This is a genomic window from Urechidicola sp. KH5 (genome assembly GCF_054661455.1).
In genome coordinates, this window is the sequence record NZ_BAAFSW010000003.1 from 1 (window position 1) to 14,980 (window position 14,980).

Sequence of the window (14,980 nt, forward strand, 5' to 3'; positions counted from 1 at the left end):
GTCTATGCTTACCCCAGGAGTAACATCAACTTGAGCTGTTTCAGAAAATATTTGTGAACATCCCCCAGAAGTGAAAGAAATCACACAGTAATAATAAAGCGTTCCAATGGATGTAGTTGGTGGGTTATAAGTTGCGTTAGTAGCACCCGGAATTAGAGTTCCACCAGTTGTACTATCTACCGTATTGCTATACCATTGATAGGTTGGAGTACCAGTTCCATTTGTATAGGCTACTTCTAAAATATTAGGAGTTCCGTTTAGGCAGACTGCACTGTCATCGGGTTGTACTGTAAATATAGGAGCGGTTAATACTTCAACTTCTGCAATTGTTGAAACTTGATTACAGGAAGGTTCTGCTTGTTGAGAAACAATCACGTAGTAATACAAGATACCCACTGCATTTGTTGGAGGCGTATAAGTAGCGTTCGTAGCTCCCGCAATTGGAGCGCCTGTGGTGGTATTATTAACACTATTAACATACCACTGATACGTAAGAGTTCCAGTAGAGGCTGTTGCTGTTACAACTAAATCAGTTGGAGTTGCATTTTGACAAAGTGTTTGATTTGCTAGAGGTTGAACAGTAATATTAGGTTGTTCTACAATCGTGAAAGTTTCGTTCGTAGTTACTGTACCACAACTATTTGTAACTTCTAATGTTACCGTATGATTACCAGGGGTAGAATAGTTTATTGAACCTGGATTTTCACTATTAGAACTCGCAGGAGTACCTCCTGGGAAACTCCAGTTATAGGTTACCTCTGAAGGATCATCTGTACATATTTCTATATTTGTAGTTGGATTAATTGTTACCGCTCCACAATAATTAGGAATTGGGTTGATGTTCGCAGTAGGAGGTCTTTTAACTGAAATGCGTTGACTACTGCTTACTTCCGTACCACAATTATTGGTAGCGGTTAAGGTAATGTCGTAGAATCCAGCATTATAGAATTGAAATTGCGGATTTTCGGATGTTTGATCTGTTCCACCTACAAATTGCCAATTCTCAACAGTCTCACAATTAGCAGCGGTATACGTTACATCCCAAAGATAGGAAGTAGCACTACATGCAGTTGCTACAGTAGTGTTAGTTGCATTTACATTTAAAGGAATACAACCTTCTAAAGTACTTAAATTAAAAAGAGGTGCAGGAGTATCTTCTATACAGATCTGACGCGTTATTTCTGAAATACCACAATACATTTCTACAGACATGGTTACATTGTAAGTACCAGGATTTGTATAGGTATGTGATTCATTTGCACCAACATCCGTAAGTACGGTGCCATCACCAAAATCCCAATTATAAATAGCGTTTTGCGTACAATTAGGATTGTATCCAAGTTCTGAAGTACTGCTAAAGAGAATAGTATTGTTTACACATTGATCACCTGTCCAATCAAAATCGGCATCTGCACCTGTTAATACGGTAATATCTACTAATTGACTGGTAGTGGTATCACACGCATTGGTAATATTTAATTCTATGGTATAACCAGATCCAGACTCGCAACTTGATGCCAAATAGGCATGTGGAATAGGATAATCGGCAGAGTTTTCCGGATCTCCAGCATCATAATAAGGCGAAGCTTGCAGTGTAGCTTGATTTAAACTTATTGTAGTTCCATCACCAAAATCTATATCATAAGTAGTGTCATCTGAATTTTGTCCCCAATTAGTAATTGTAAATTGTAGTAATTCAGTAGGAGCACATAAATTATTTGTATTTCCCGGACTCACAACGGCACCTGAAGGATTTGATACATTTTTAACTATAGTGGTAACCTCAGTGATACAGCCATCATCGCTGGTAGCAGTCCAAGTCATAGAATATAGACCGATTTGAGTATAGATGTGATTGACTGGAGTGGTGGGTAATGAGTTAAATGTTTCGGTAGGAGAACCATCGCCCCAATCTACCATATAGGTATCTATACAACTAGAATCTGACGATCCTACATCTACATTAATTTCAAAATTAGGAGAGGCCGATGCACAATTGTTAAAAGGCTCACCAAACGGGTTATCGTCATCTTCAATGGTTAAGTTAGGACTTCTAATTACCGAAACAGTATTTGTAACTGCAGTATGTGGGCCATCATTATCTGTTACAACGAGACTAACGGTGTATGTTTGAGTACCGCAGCCATTTGTAACATTGTTGTAGGCATATATTGGATTGGCATCTGTAGAGGTACCTCCATCTCCAAAATTCCAGCTATATGTGATAGCACCATTTTCTCCGCTCACATTCGATGTAAATTGAATGTCAGTACCTTCGCAAGTATTGTCATTATTAAAAGAAAAAGTGACAGTTGGAGGTTGAGAAGAATTACGATCGTTTGTGAAATTAATATATAAATTAGGTAACCATTTATAAAAAAGGTACGAGGTTGCAGATGAGGTTATTGGGGTTAGCAACAAGCAAATACTGCACGAGAGTTTTATTAATGTTTGTCTCATGGCTAATTGATAAAAACACAGCAGTAAAAAAAGCTAAGTTATCATTTTATATGAATTAAATAGATTATTGTTGATAAAGTTTACATAAATGGAGGTAAGCCAAATGTTTTTTATCGAGAATTTTAATCCTTTATTTCATATTTTTTTAGAGAACGTTTTAAATAATAAAAACTTCCTTTATATACGGAGCGTTTTATTGTAGTAAGAGGCAGAATTGAACTGCTGACCTCCGGGTTATGAACGGATTAAAATGTCGTTCAAACCCTTATTTTATAGGCTTTTTCCACTAATCGTATTCCAAATCGTATTCAAAAACGTATTCAGTTTGAGATCCAATTATTAATACTCAAATGTAGGTTATTCGATACGATTTTTCAAGTGTTATTTGAAATTATCTTTTGGCTATAAATTAGATATTATTTAGTGATGATAGTATCAATGTACCAACAGTAATTTTATAGCTGTTGGTTGGTTGTTGGTGATACGGTGCTGTTAAAACTTAATAGTTTATTTTTTTATCAGAAGGAATTAATTTAAATTTGACTAAAACCAACGACAATTACATTCTTTCCTTTGTTTGAATATGCATTGTTATTAAAGTGAAAATAAAAATTATAAGGATTGTATATCTTATATGTATACTGCTCTTATTTAATATTTGGAATTTATCAGCAATTGATGATATCCATTAGTTAACTGTGCTACTATCAATCCACCAATAGTAATTTTATAGCTGTTGGTTAGCTGTTGGCTGTCTGTTGGTGTGCTGTTGGTTGTCTGTTGGTTGTCTGTTGGTTGTCTGTTGGTCAGCTGTTAGTCATCTGTTGGTTAGCTGTTGTTTGCTGTTGGCTGTCTTTTGGGGATCTATTGGTTAGCCTTCAAATCGTATTCACTTTCGTATTCAAAAGCAAGAATTTCATTTAATGATTTCATAAAAAAAGCAGTTTGAGAACCCCCAAACTGCTTCGTTTATTAGATTTAGTATATTGTAGCGAGAAGCAGAATTGAACTGCTGACCTCCGGGTTATGAATCCGACGCTCTAACCAACTGAGCTACCTCGCCAATTGCGGATGCAAATATAAGACAAATTTAAGTTTTCACAAGCCTTGAAATTAGATTTTTTAATGCAATAGAAAATTTTTTTTTCAGTAAATAAAGCAATATATTCGAACTTTTCTAATCAACGTATATATGGAAGACAAAGTAAAGGTTCAAATAGAATTTCCAATTAGTGCATCACCAAAAATGTTGTTTAATTACTTTGGAACTGCTTCTGGCTTATCGGAGTGGTTTGCAGACAATGTAAATTCAAGAGGAGAAGTGTTTACCTTTATTTGGGATGGTTCAGAAGAACAAGCTAAGGTACTTTCTAAAAGATCGGATACAAGAATTCGATTTAAATGGTTAGAAACCGAAGATGATGATTCGTATTTTGAATTTAAAATTCAAGTAGACGAATTGACCAAGGATGTCTCTCTTATAATTACTGATTTTGCCGAAGAAGATGAAGTAGATGAATCTAAAATGTTTTGGGAAAATCAAATAGGAGAATTAAAACATCTTATTGGCGCCTAATTTTAGTTTATATATTTATGTGCAAAGCTCTGATTTTATCAGAGCTTTTTTAGTTATTTTTGTCGCCAAAATTTAGTGTAATGATCAATATTAACGGACAGCTATTTACAGATAAACAAGCGGTTTATGGAGTGCAAAACAGGGCCTTTAAATATGGTGATGCTGTTTTTGAAACTGTCAAACTTTTTAGAGGTAAATTGGTATTTGCCGAAGATCACTACTTTAGATTAATGGCATCTTTAAGAATGCTTAGAATGGACATTCCAATGCATTTTACTTTAGAGTATTTTGAAGAAGAATTACTAAAAACGGCCAAAGCTTCAAACCTTGAAATAGATGCTCGTTTACGAATCACTGTTTGTAGAAAAGAAGGGGGGCTATACACTCCTAAAAACAATGGAATTGACTTTGCAATTGAGGTTGGTGAATTGAGCTCTATTCCCAAAGATTCGTACGAGGTTGAATTGTACAAAGATTTCTATGTGTATTCGGGTTTGTTGTCTACTCTTAAAACAACCAATAAAGTACTAAATGTTACAGCAAGTGTTTTTGCACAAGAAAACGGTTACGATACTTGTTTGTTATTAAATGAATCGAAACATTTGGTTGAGGCCATTCATGGCAATGTTTTTTTAATATTTGAAAATAGAATTGTTACACCAAGCATTACTGAAGGTTGTTTAAAAGGCATTGTACGTAAAAAGCTTATTGAAATATTAGAAAAGCATCCTGATTATACCCTAGAAGAACGGGCTGTTTCTCCTTTTGAATTAAAAAAGGCAGATGAAGTATTTATTACCAATAGTATTATAGATATTCAAGCTGTAACTCAATACAGAAAAAAAACATATAGAACAGAAGTAGGAGAGAAGTTAGGTAAATTGCTAAAAACCAGCTACTTAATTTAAACTTGGGTTTTTAGGTGCATTGGCCCAAATTTTATACGAACCACCAAGTTCTAATAACTTGTTTCGCCACATAGATCCGTTAGCAGATAAGATGTTGGTATAACTGTTTTCCATAACCTTCCAAGAATCTTCGGTAAGTTCATCTTTTAATTGTTCGGGTTCCCATCCAGAATATCCTAAGAAAAATCGAATATCGTTCGTAGTTAGTTCTTTATTTAAAAGAAGTTTTGAAACAGATTCAAAATTACCACCCCAATAAATACCGTTATCAATTTCAATACTGTTTGGTATCAATTCTGGAGCTGTATGAATAAAGTACAAATTCTCTTTAGATACGGGACCTCCATTATAAACGACAAAATCGCAATCTACATCTGGTACTAAGTCATTCATAGTATACTTAGTTGGTTTGTTCATAATAAATCCTATAGATCCAGAATCGTTGTGTTCGGTAAGTAAAACGACACTTCTATTAAAAGAACGATCATTGAGAATTGAAGGCTCTGCTATAAGTAATCTTCCCTTAAGTGGTTTTAACTCTAGCATTAGTATGCAATTTTGAATTAAATGTAGTAAAATAATTTGAATAAAAAAACCTCCTTAATTTAAGGAGGTCTATTTAAAATAAGTTTGGTTCTTATTTCTTTTAGTTTACAGCATCACTGAAACCTGCACCAGCTTTAAATTTTACTACATTTTTAGCAGCAATTTGAATTGTTGCTCCTGTTTGCGGGTTTCTACCAGATCTTGCAGCTCTTTTAGATACTGACCAAGTTCCCCATCCTACTAGAGATACTTTACCACCACCTTTTAAAGTTTTTGTTACGTTATCAGTTAGTGAGTCTAATGCTGCTTTTGCCGCCGCTTTTGAAATTCCAGCGTCAGCTGCCATTGCGTCAATTAAATCTGATTTGTTCATAATTCTTAATTTAAATTATTTGGTTAAACATTAATTTGCTAGTTAAAGCCTAACAAATATAGTAGGAATAAGGCCGCACGCAAGTTTGGGGGTATAAAAAACAGTGTTTTGTTAATAAAACACCCTCAAATGTTAATAACCTCACTTTTATTTTATAAAAAAATGACAATCCCTTGATGAATAAGGGTTTTCAGACCATTTTTGAACCTTGTTCAAATTTAAATCCATTTAATAAATCACTACTATTCATAGTGCGTTTACCAGCTAACTTAATTCTTTTAATATGCAAGTATCCATTTTTAACCGCAACTTTTATTTCTTTCTTGGTAGTAATTACATCGCCAAATGAGAATGAATGCTCAGACGTCTCTTTCATTACATCGTATAGTTTTACTTGAATAATTTCGTTGTTATTATGCAGTTCTGTCCACGCTGTTGGAAACGGATTTAATCCTCGCACTTTATTATATATAGTATCTAATGATTCACTCCAATCAATTCTACAATTGTCAGGGAAAAGCTTTGGTGCTTCTTTAGGTGCTTTGTCTGGTTGAATAGTTGTTTGCGCTTTTCCTTCTGATATAGATGCAACTGTTTGAACTACCAAGTCTGCACCTAAGTGCATAAGTCTATCGTGAAGTTGACCAACAGTTTCATCAGGATTTATAAAAGTCTCAGATTTTAATATAACAGCACCTGTATCAATTTTTTCATCGATAAAGAAAGTCGTAACTCCTGTTTTTTCTTCGCCATTAATAATTGCCCAATGTATTGGAGCAGCACCTCTATAATCAGGCAACAGCGAAGCATGTAAATTAAAAGTACCCTCAGAAGGCATTTGCCAAACAACTTTAGGCAACATTCTAAAGGCCACAACAATTTGTAAATTAGCTTTTAGCGCTTCTAGTTCGTTTAAAAAATCTTCTGATTTTAAATTGGTGGGTTGTAAAACTGGTAGGTTGTTTGCTACGGCAAATTTCTTTACTGCAGATTGATTCAATTTCCGACCTCTACCGGCATGTTTATCCGGCGCCGTAATAACACCAACTATATTAGCCCCCGTGCTCACTAATTTATTTAAAATTCCCACAGCAAAATCTGGGGTTCCCATAAAAACAATGCGTAAATCTTTCTTCATGTTATGCTAACTCGTAGGTGTTGTGCAAAGTTACCTTAATTATACCGTTCTCTAAAAGAATTTTTAATACTGTTAATACAGCATCTTTATCGTAATTTAATTGATGAATCATTTCTTTGGAACTACAAGCGCCTTGGGCTGTTAAATAATGCGCTATAGCCTCCGCAATTTCTTTTTGATTTACAGGTGTTTTATTTTGTTTTATGCAAACATCGCACGTACCGCAGTCTTCTTTAATAGCTTCATCAAAATATGATAGTAGTTGTTTGTTGCGACAAACACTGTTGTTGTTGACAAACGCAATTAAATCATTTAACTTTTGCAACCTTCTTTTGTTTCGCGTTTTGATAGAGTTGGCTATAACATTTACAGTTCGGTTGTCTTCTCTTGGAATTAAAAAACGAATCTGAGCATTATTGTTTGCTTTGTAAAAAAGCAGGATTCCACTTTTATGCATACTTTCTAATTGCTCATAGAGCGTAAGGGTAGTAATGCCTAAAGTCTTACTTATATAAGTCTCATTAATCACTTTGGCCATTTCAAATATACCTCCGTAAGTTCGTAACAATAATTGTAAGGTAGCGCCATGCACTCGATTCAAATTACAATACTCTAAAAGTTGTTGCTGTGATATACTAATTTGTACCGTAGATTTCCTACTGATTCGTTCATCTAATAGAATTATATGATGACTTTCTAAAGCTGAGATTGCATTGAATGTTGGTAATATAGGTAGGTCGTATTTTCTACAAAAATCACTTAAGTTGAATTCAAATGGTATCTCAACTAATTCGCCATAGGCTATCTGATAATGTTGGTTTAAGTTGTAGTATACCTTTTTAATAAATTCTACTGTTGCTATATTTTTTCGCTGTTTATTTTCAAGTTCTTTAATTGCACTTGTATTTTTTAGCAAGTAAGCAAAGGATTGCTGTTGATCTCTACCAGCTCTGCCAGATTCTTGTAAATAATTTTCAATACTATTCGGAATGTCATAATGAATGATAATACGAACATTTCCTTTATCAATACCCATACCAAAAGCATTGGTTGCAACTATTATAGGTGTTTGTTCTTGAAGCCAACTGTTGTAGTGCTTCAATTTTTGATCAAAAGTTAATCCACCATGATAATAGGTTGTTTTAAAATGTAACTGATTTAATTGGTTGCTGAGGTCAACAGTGGCACGTCTGGTTTGGGTGTATATTATACAAGTACCATTTAAGTTACTGAGAATTTGTATTGTATTGTTAATCTTATCAACCGTATCTATAAATCGATACGCGATGTTCTTTCTAAAAAAAGATTTTTTAAAAATAGTTGGGTTTTGTAATTCAAGATGTTTAACAATATCTTTTAAAACAGGTTTGGTTGCAGTTGCAGTTAGAGCGATGATTGGTACATCGGGTAAATACGAACGTAAAGATCTTAATTGTAAATACGATGGTCTAAAATCATGTCCCCATTCAGAAATACAATGCGCTTCGTCTACAGCAATAAAATTTACAGGTAGTTCTCTAATCTTTTCTAATATGAGGTTATTCTGCAGTTTTTCTGGAGAAACATATAAAAACTTGTAATTACCAAATTTGAGATTATCAAATGCTTCAATAAGTTCTTTTTGATGCATCTTTGAAGTCAATGCAATAGCTTTAATTCCTTTTTGCTTTAAAGATTTAACTTGATCGTTCATTAAAGCAATTAATGGAGATATAACAATACAAACACCTTTAACAACCAAACTAGGAATTTGAAAACACAGAGACTTACCTGCACCTGTAGGTAATAAAACTACAGTATCTTTTTGTTCTAATACCTTATTTATAATGCTTTCTTGTGGTTTTCGAAAAGATGAATAACCCCAATAGCGTTGCAATATGTCTAATGCGGTCTGCATTTAAACTAAAGTGATTTCAAAATAAAATCTGTTCTAAATTCTACCGTACCGGTTGGTACTTCAATTAAATGATATCCTAATTCTTCATACCCCTTTTTTAGATATTTATACAATGCTACCGACGTTTTGTAATCTTCATATCGCTCATTGTCACAAGTGTAAATTTCTTTCCAGGGAGGCATAATAAACACTTTTGTATAAGGGTGTGCCTTGCAGGTAGTTTCATAAAGAGGCGGATATTCGGTATTCGTAAAATTCATATATGCATGAACATCTGGTAGGCCGCGGTCAAAAAAAACTAAAGAATCTTCTGTTTTATCTGCTTCTAAATATTGAGCTGCTCTGCCCTCTAACAGCTTTTCACTAAAAAGCAGTGGGTCTGTTAAAAATAATTGTTCAATGCCTTCTTCTCGAGCGGCTAAAGTAACTTGTCTAGAAATTTCTGTTTTGCATGAATAACCTCTATCAATCAGTTCGTTTATTACAGTTGTTTTTCCTGTACCCGGACCACCGGTTATTACAATTTTTTTTTGCTGCATACAATTTAGTTCAATCGTTCAAAAATCAATTACATTATTCTAACAATGAGTAAATATAACTGTATTTTTGCATCTAATAAATAGGAATAGATAAGAGTTTATTTTCTCAAATTATAAATTATGCAGTCTTCTGAAGATTTTTTCGAAAAGTTAAGAACAACATTAATTGAAACTACAACATTTCCAACAAAGTATTTGTTTAAGTTTATCGTGCCTGCATCAAAAGAAAAGGAAGAACAAATTAAAGATATTTTTAATTTGGGAGGAGCAGTTATTAATACCAAAGAATCTAAAACGGGAAAATATAAAAGTGTTTCCATTTTATTAAATATGCCATCTGCCGATGCTATTATTAAAAAGTATAAGGAGGTCGGTACTATAGAAGGGGTAATTGCTTTATAGTTTTTTTAACAATCCATTGTTGAAATAAACAATAAATTGCGCACTTGATTGTTATCAGGTTTCAGATGTTTGTTTATTTTTGTTTGGTTTTAAAAAAATATATAAAATGACGCAAAAACTTAGCTTTTTATTTCTTTTAATTTCTTCGATTACCCTAAGCGCACAGCAAGACAAAACAGTCTTGTTTTCTATTGAAGAGCAACCTGTTTATATCGACGAATTCATGCGTGTGTATAACAAGAATTTAGATGTTTTATCAGATGACTCTCAAAAAGATGTTGAGAGTTATTTCGAGTTGTTTTTAAATTACAAGCTTAAAGTACAACAGGCAAGAGATCTTGGTTTAGATACTTTACCTAGTTATGTCAATGAGTTAAAAGGGTATAAACAGCAATTAATGGAGCCTTATTTGAAAGACGAATCGACTTTAGATAGTTTGGTAAAAGAGGCCTACGATAGAAGTTTATACGAGGTGAATGCTAGTCATATTTTGGTTCAATTTGACCCTAAAAATCCAACGGACACCGTTATACCCTACAAAAGAATTTCAGAGGCCTTAGAAAAGATTCGCGATGGAGCTTCTTTTGATAGTATTGCAAAACAATATTCGCAAGATCCTTCTGTACAAAGAAATAACGGAAATTTAGGTTATTTCACAGCATTTAGTATGGTTTACCCATTTGAATCCTCGGCTTATAAAACAGAGGTTGGAGAGGTTTCAGAACCTTTTAAAACACGTTTTGGTTACCATATATTAAAGGTCATTGATAAGCGCAAAGCTAGAGGTCAAATAGAGGCATCTCACATTATGATTCGCGGAGACAGTTTACCAAGCGAAACAAAAATTAAAGAAATCTATGTGCAGTTAGAAGGTGGTGAGTCTTTTGAATATTTAGCGAAGACGCAATCTGAAGATACCTATTCTGCTCAGAAAGAAGGAAGTCTTGGTAAGTTTGGTTCTGGTAGAATGGTACCTGAATTTGAGAAGGAAGCTTTTGCTCTAGAAGTTGAAGGTTCTTATTCTAAGCCATTTAAAACTAATTATGGCTGGCATATTGTTAAATTGATTAAAAAATATCCAATTGGAAGTTTTGATGAAACGAAAGAGAGTATAGTAAATAAAGTAAAAAGAGGAGAGCGTGCTGATATAGTGAACAACTCGATAGTAAATAAATTAAAAAAGCAATACAACCTTACAGTAGATACGGATTTGCTCGATCAGTTTGCAGGTGCTGCTGTTTTATCTGAAAAACAATTAAACGATGTGTTGGTTAATTTGGAAGATACAACATTGACTGCTCAAAACTTTAATGATTACTTAAGAGGAAGAGCATACAATAGAGAACTTTTTAATACCTATTTAAATGCTGAGGTTATCAAATATTACAAAGCACATTTAGAAGAAACTAATCCAAATTTTGCCTTCACTTTTAATGAATATAAGGAAGGATTGTTACTGTTTGAATTGTTGCAACAAAAAGTTTGGGATGCAGGTAAAGATAGTATTGCATTAGAAAGTTATTACAACACGCATACCTCAAAATATATTTCAAAAAAATCATTTAAAGGTGCTGTAATAACGTGTAATACTAAAAAACTAGCAAAAATTGCTCGTAAACAATTGTTAAAAAATGTAGCTGTAGACAGTTTGAAAAATAGTTATTCAGATGAGAATGCCGCAGCAGTGTTGGTGAAATCTGGTACTTTTAATTCAGATTCTTTTAACATTCCGGAAGACTTTGATTACCAATTGGGGATTTCTAAAATTATAGAGTTCGAAAAGAAGTTTATAATTGTCAAAATTGATGAAATTAACGAATCAAGACAGCAAACGCTAGATGAAGTTAGAGGTCAGGTTATTAGTGATTATCAAGATAAGTTAGAGAAAGACTGGGTTACAGAGTTGAGAAATTTATATGATGTATCGGTTAACGATAAGGCTTTAAAAGAATTGATTGCGCAATAAATGAAACATTGGTATTTATACAGTTTTTGTGTATTTGTATTTTGGAGTTGCGAATTTTTACCTTCTCCTAAAACTACTACAGATACTCCTATTGCTAAAGTTCATACCACAATTTTATATAAATCTGAACTAGAAGAGGCTTTACCCGATAATCTGAGTAAATTGGATAGCGCAAAGTTTGTCAGTAATTATATAAATACTTGGGCTACTCAACAGCTGTTATTGCATCAAGCAGAGATTAATTTAACAGACAAGTCTGTATCTTTCGAAAAATTAGTAAGTGATTATCGTAATACACTTTATATCAATTCTTATAAGGAGGCTTTGGTATTAGAAAAAGTAGATACGCTTATAACAAAAGAACAGTTAGAAGGATTTTACGAAGAAAACAAAGCTAATTTCAGATTGAATGAAGAGTTGGTTCAGTTTAAATACCTTCAAACCAATTTAAATAGAGCTGACGAAAGAGATTTGATCAAACAATTTAGATCTCAAAAAGAAGAAGATCTTACTGAGTTAGAAGACAAGTCGTTAGAATTTGTTTCATATCATTTTAACGACTCAGTATGGGTACAGTATTCGCAGTTAAATGAGCGCATTCCTGTTTTAAGAGATATGCCTAAAAACGAGCTGTTAAAAAAATCGAAGTTTATTAAAAAAGAAGATTCAATAGGCCTATATTTGATATCGGTAAAAAATGTGTTAAAACGCAATGAAATAGCGCCTTTAAGTTACGTTTCACCAACCATAAAACAGATTATTCTGCAGAAAAGAAAGTTTCAATTACTGCAAGATATAGAAGTAGATTTATTAAATGACGCCATTAAAAACCAATATTTTGAAAGATATTAAAATGATGAAGAGAGGATTGTTAGCTGTATGCTTATGTTTGAGCTTATTATCGGTAGTTGCTCAACGTGCAAAAGTAGACGGAGTTATTGTAGTAATTGGTAAAAATATAGTGTTAGATTCTGATGTTGAAAAGTTCAAATTAGAAGTAGAGCAACGTAGTGAAGGAAAAATTAAAATTTCTGATTGCGAAATGTTAGAAGAAATTATGTTGCAAAAATTGTTGTCGCATCATGCTGTAATAGATAGTATAGTGGTAGATGATAGTCAAGTAGAAGGTCAGGTAGAACGTTCTATTGCTATGTTTACACAACAATTGGGTAGTATGGATAAAGTGGTAGAATTCTATGGTTTTAATGACGAAGATGATTTACGTAAAGAATTAGCTGGTATTCAAAAAGAACAATTGTTAATTCAACAAGAAAGAGCAAGTATTACTGAAGAGGTAGATGTTACTCCTGATGAAGTTCGTACATATTACAATAACTTAAAAGATGCTGATGTATTACCAGAATTTGGTGCAGAAGTAGAAATCTCACAAATTGTAGTTTATGCTGAACCTACAGAGGAGGAAATAAAGCGAGTAAAAGATAAATTAATCAAGCTTAAAAATGAGATAGAAGGTGGAGCTAGTATGAAAATGAAGGCAATTCTAAATTCAGATGACCCTTCTGTTTCATCTCAAGGACCAGGTGAAGGTGGTTTCTTTACCATTACAAGAGAAAGTGGTTTTGTAAAAGAGTTTAAAGAAGTTGCTTTTAGTTTAGATGAAGGTCAAATTTCTGAGCCTTTTAAATCTGATTTTGGATATCACATTGTAAAAGTTGAGAAAATCAAAGGACAAGAAATTGATGTGCGCCATATTTTAATTCAACCAAATATAGATTCGGAAAAATTAAATGAAGCAAAGCGTACTTTAGAAAAAGTTAGAGCAGATATCTTAAAAGATTCTATAACTTTTGAAGAGGCCGTTAAACAATTTTCAGAAGAAGAAATTACTAAGGACAATAAAGGTATTATTATTAATGGGCAAACAGGAGATTCTAAATTTGAATTAACACGTATGGACCCAACCTTATACCAACGTATCGCCAATGTAAAGCAAGATGAATTAACAGAACCTTTTTATGATGAAACTCGTGAAGGAGAAAAGATGTTTAAAATCATGTTGGTTAAAAGCCGTACAGAGTCACATACTGCAGATTTTGTAAAGGATTACGTTAAAATACAGCAATTAGCATTACAGAAAAAACAAGAAGAAGCAATCGAAGATTGGGCAGACGATAAGTTAGATGACACCTATATCAAAATAAACGATGAGTTTAAAGATTGTGAATTCTCTCGTAACTGGACTAAGAAAGAAAACTAATACATGTCAGACGTAGCTGCAATACAATCGCTGGGTGAAAAATACAAAGCTCTTAGAGCTGAAATTGCTAAAGTAATTATCGGACAAGATGCTACTGTAGACCATGTATTGTATGCTATTTTTTCAGGTGGTCATGCCTTATTAATTGGTGTACCTGGTTTAGCAAAGACCTTATTGGTGCATACCATAGCGCAGGCTGTAGGTTTAGATTTTAAACGCATACAGTTTACACCAGATTTAATGCCTTCAGATATTTTAGGTAGTGAAGTATTAGACGAATCTAAAAATTTTAAGTTTATAAAGGGACCTATTTTCTCAAATGTAATTTTAGCAGACGAGATTAACCGTACACCACCTAAAACGCAATCAGCTTTGTTAGAAGCTATGCAAGAACGTTCTGTTACCATAGCGGGGCAGCATCGAGCTTTAGATTTGCCATTTTTTGTTCTGGCTACCCAAAACCCTATTGAGCAAGAAGGTACTTATCCATTGCCAGAAGCGCAGTTAGATAGGTTTATGTTTTCAATACAATTAACGTATCCTACTTTTGAAGAAGAGGTAGCTGTTGTAAAGCAAACTACCACAGATAAGAATGAGGATGTAAAAGCACTTTTTTCTGCTGATGAGATTTTAGCAATCCATCAATTAATTCGCCGTATTCCAGTTGCAGATAATGTAATAGAGTATGCGGTACGATTGGTGTCTAAAACAAGACCAAAAAGTAAAGATGCTACAGAACTGGTTAAAAACTATGTCGATTGGGGCGCAGGTCCGAGAGCTTCTCAAAATTTAATAATTGCTGCCAAAACACATGCAGCCATTAATGGTAAATTTTCGCCAGATATAGAGGATGTTAAAGCTGTTGCTTACCCAATATTGAATCATAGGGTAGTTAAAAACTACAAGGCCGAGGCTGAAGGTATTTCAGAAAAAGATATTATAAATAGCTTATTGTAG

Annotated in this window: 13 protein-coding genes and 1 tRNA gene; 7 read left to right on the top strand and 7 right to left on the bottom strand. The window is 33.5% G+C overall.

Annotation, left to right across the window (positions count from 1 at the left end; all coding sequences use genetic code 11):
- A partial coding sequence (locus tag ACYQ5R_RS08500; RefSeq protein ID WP_460190509.1) for a PKD domain-containing protein occupies positions 1-2,460 on the bottom strand: 2,460 nt, incomplete at its 3' end.
- Between the two features lie 989 nt (positions 2,461-3,449).
- A tRNA-Met gene (locus ACYQ5R_RS08505) sits at positions 3,450-3,523 on the bottom strand.
- A 129-nt stretch (positions 3,524-3,652) separates the two neighbouring features.
- On the opposite strand from ACYQ5R_RS08505, the gene ACYQ5R_RS08510 reads away from it, so the two are divergent.
- Both ACYQ5R_RS08510 and ACYQ5R_RS08515 read left to right on the top strand, forming a co-directional pair.
- Entirely contained in the window at positions 3,653-4,036 is a 384-nt protein-coding gene (locus ACYQ5R_RS08510; protein ID WP_460190510.1) for an START-like domain-containing protein, read from the top strand.
- An 80-nt stretch (positions 4,037-4,116) separates the two neighbouring features.
- Positions 4,117-4,944: an aminotransferase class IV gene (locus ACYQ5R_RS08515; RefSeq protein WP_460190511.1), complete on the top strand. Its 828-nt coding sequence runs from the start codon at positions 4,117-4,119 to the stop codon at positions 4,942-4,944.
- Here the strand turns inward: ACYQ5R_RS08515 and ACYQ5R_RS08520 are convergent.
- The 5 genes from ACYQ5R_RS08520 to ACYQ5R_RS08540 all read right to left on the bottom strand — a co-directional run bounded on the left by ACYQ5R_RS08520 (position 4,936) and on the right by ACYQ5R_RS08540 (position 9,437).
- A complete protein-coding gene (locus ACYQ5R_RS08520; protein ID WP_460190512.1) occupies positions 4,936-5,490 on the bottom strand; it encodes a YqgE/AlgH family protein in 555 nt (184 codons plus the stop codon). The genes ACYQ5R_RS08515 and ACYQ5R_RS08520 overlap by 9 nt on opposite strands.
- A 100-nt stretch (positions 5,491-5,590) precedes the next feature.
- Positions 5,591-5,863, bottom strand: a complete 273-nt coding sequence (locus ACYQ5R_RS08525; RefSeq protein ID WP_460190513.1) for an HU family DNA-binding protein — start codon at positions 5,861-5,863, stop codon at positions 5,591-5,593.
- A gap of 190 nt (positions 5,864-6,053) precedes the next feature.
- On the bottom strand, positions 6,054-7,001 hold the full coding sequence (fmt, locus tag ACYQ5R_RS08530; protein ID WP_460190514.1) for a methionyl-tRNA formyltransferase: 948 nt from the start codon (positions 6,999-7,001) through the stop codon (positions 6,054-6,056).
- 1 nt (position 7,002) lies between these two features.
- Positions 7,003-8,898 carry a RecQ family ATP-dependent DNA helicase gene (locus ACYQ5R_RS08535; RefSeq protein ID WP_460190515.1) on the bottom strand — a complete coding sequence of 632 codons (1,896 nt, stop codon included), beginning with the start codon at positions 8,896-8,898 and terminating at the stop codon, positions 7,003-7,005.
- Positions 8,899-8,903: 5 nt separating this feature from the next.
- Complete coding sequence (locus tag ACYQ5R_RS08540) at positions 8,904-9,437, bottom strand: AAA family ATPase (protein WP_460190516.1); 534 nt, start codon at positions 9,435-9,437, stop codon at positions 8,904-8,906.
- A gap of 120 nt (positions 9,438-9,557) precedes the next feature.
- Between ACYQ5R_RS08540 and ACYQ5R_RS08545 the strand changes: the two genes are divergently transcribed.
- From ACYQ5R_RS08545 to ACYQ5R_RS08565, 5 genes are all read left to right on the top strand, one after another.
- Positions 9,558-9,839, top strand: a complete 282-nt coding sequence (locus tag ACYQ5R_RS08545) for a DUF493 family protein (RefSeq protein WP_460190517.1) — start codon at positions 9,558-9,560, stop codon at positions 9,837-9,839.
- A 106-nt stretch (positions 9,840-9,945) separates the two neighbouring features.
- The gene (locus tag ACYQ5R_RS08550; protein WP_460190518.1) at positions 9,946-11,805 is read left to right on the top strand and encodes a peptidylprolyl isomerase; all 1,860 of its coding nucleotides are present in this window, start codon (positions 9,946-9,948) and stop codon (positions 11,803-11,805) included.
- Positions 11,806-12,657 (top strand): peptidyl-prolyl cis-trans isomerase, encoded by an 852-nt coding sequence (locus ACYQ5R_RS08555; RefSeq protein WP_460190519.1) that lies wholly within the window; start codon positions 11,806-11,808, stop codon positions 12,655-12,657.
- Positions 12,644-14,023 (top strand): peptidylprolyl isomerase, encoded by a 1,380-nt coding sequence (locus ACYQ5R_RS08560; protein ID WP_460190520.1) that lies wholly within the window; start codon positions 12,644-12,646, stop codon positions 14,021-14,023. Before ACYQ5R_RS08555 ends, ACYQ5R_RS08560 begins: the two co-directional genes overlap by 14 nt.
- A 3-nt stretch (positions 14,024-14,026) precedes the next feature.
- Positions 14,027-14,980 carry an AAA family ATPase gene (locus tag ACYQ5R_RS08565; RefSeq protein WP_460190521.1) on the top strand — a complete coding sequence of 318 codons (954 nt, stop codon included), beginning with the start codon at positions 14,027-14,029 and terminating at the stop codon, positions 14,978-14,980.

Bases quoted from the DNA above. Each gene is read 5' to 3' on its own strand.
- ACYQ5R_RS08565 (WP_460190521.1), top strand. From the start codon at position 14,027: ATGTCAGACGTAGCTGCAATACAATCGCTGGGTGAAAAATACAAAGCT.
- ACYQ5R_RS08525 (WP_460190513.1), bottom strand. From the start codon at position 5,863: ATGAACAAATCAGATTTAATTGACGCAATGGCAGCTGACGCTGGAATT.
- ACYQ5R_RS08540 (WP_460190516.1), bottom strand. From the start codon at position 9,437: ATGCAGCAAAAAAAAATTGTAATAACCGGTGGTCCGGGTACAGGAAAA.
- fmt (WP_460190514.1), bottom strand. From the start codon at position 7,001: ATGAAGAAAGATTTACGCATTGTTTTTATGGGAACCCCAGATTTTGCT.
- ACYQ5R_RS08550 (WP_460190518.1), top strand. From the start codon at position 9,946: ATGACGCAAAAACTTAGCTTTTTATTTCTTTTAATTTCTTCGATTACC.
- ACYQ5R_RS08520 (WP_460190512.1), bottom strand. From the start codon at position 5,490: ATGCTAGAGTTAAAACCACTTAAGGGAAGATTACTTATAGCAGAGCCT.
- ACYQ5R_RS08510 (WP_460190510.1), top strand. From the start codon at position 3,653: ATGGAAGACAAAGTAAAGGTTCAAATAGAATTTCCAATTAGTGCATCA.
- ACYQ5R_RS08535 (WP_460190515.1), bottom strand. From the start codon at position 8,898: ATGCAGACCGCATTAGACATATTGCAACGCTATTGGGGTTATTCATCT.
- ACYQ5R_RS08555 (WP_460190519.1), top strand. From the start codon at position 11,806: ATGAAACATTGGTATTTATACAGTTTTTGTGTATTTGTATTTTGGAGT.
- ACYQ5R_RS08545 (WP_460190517.1), top strand. From the start codon at position 9,558: ATGCAGTCTTCTGAAGATTTTTTCGAAAAGTTAAGAACAACATTAATT.
- ACYQ5R_RS08515 (WP_460190511.1), top strand. From the start codon at position 4,117: ATGATCAATATTAACGGACAGCTATTTACAGATAAACAAGCGGTTTAT.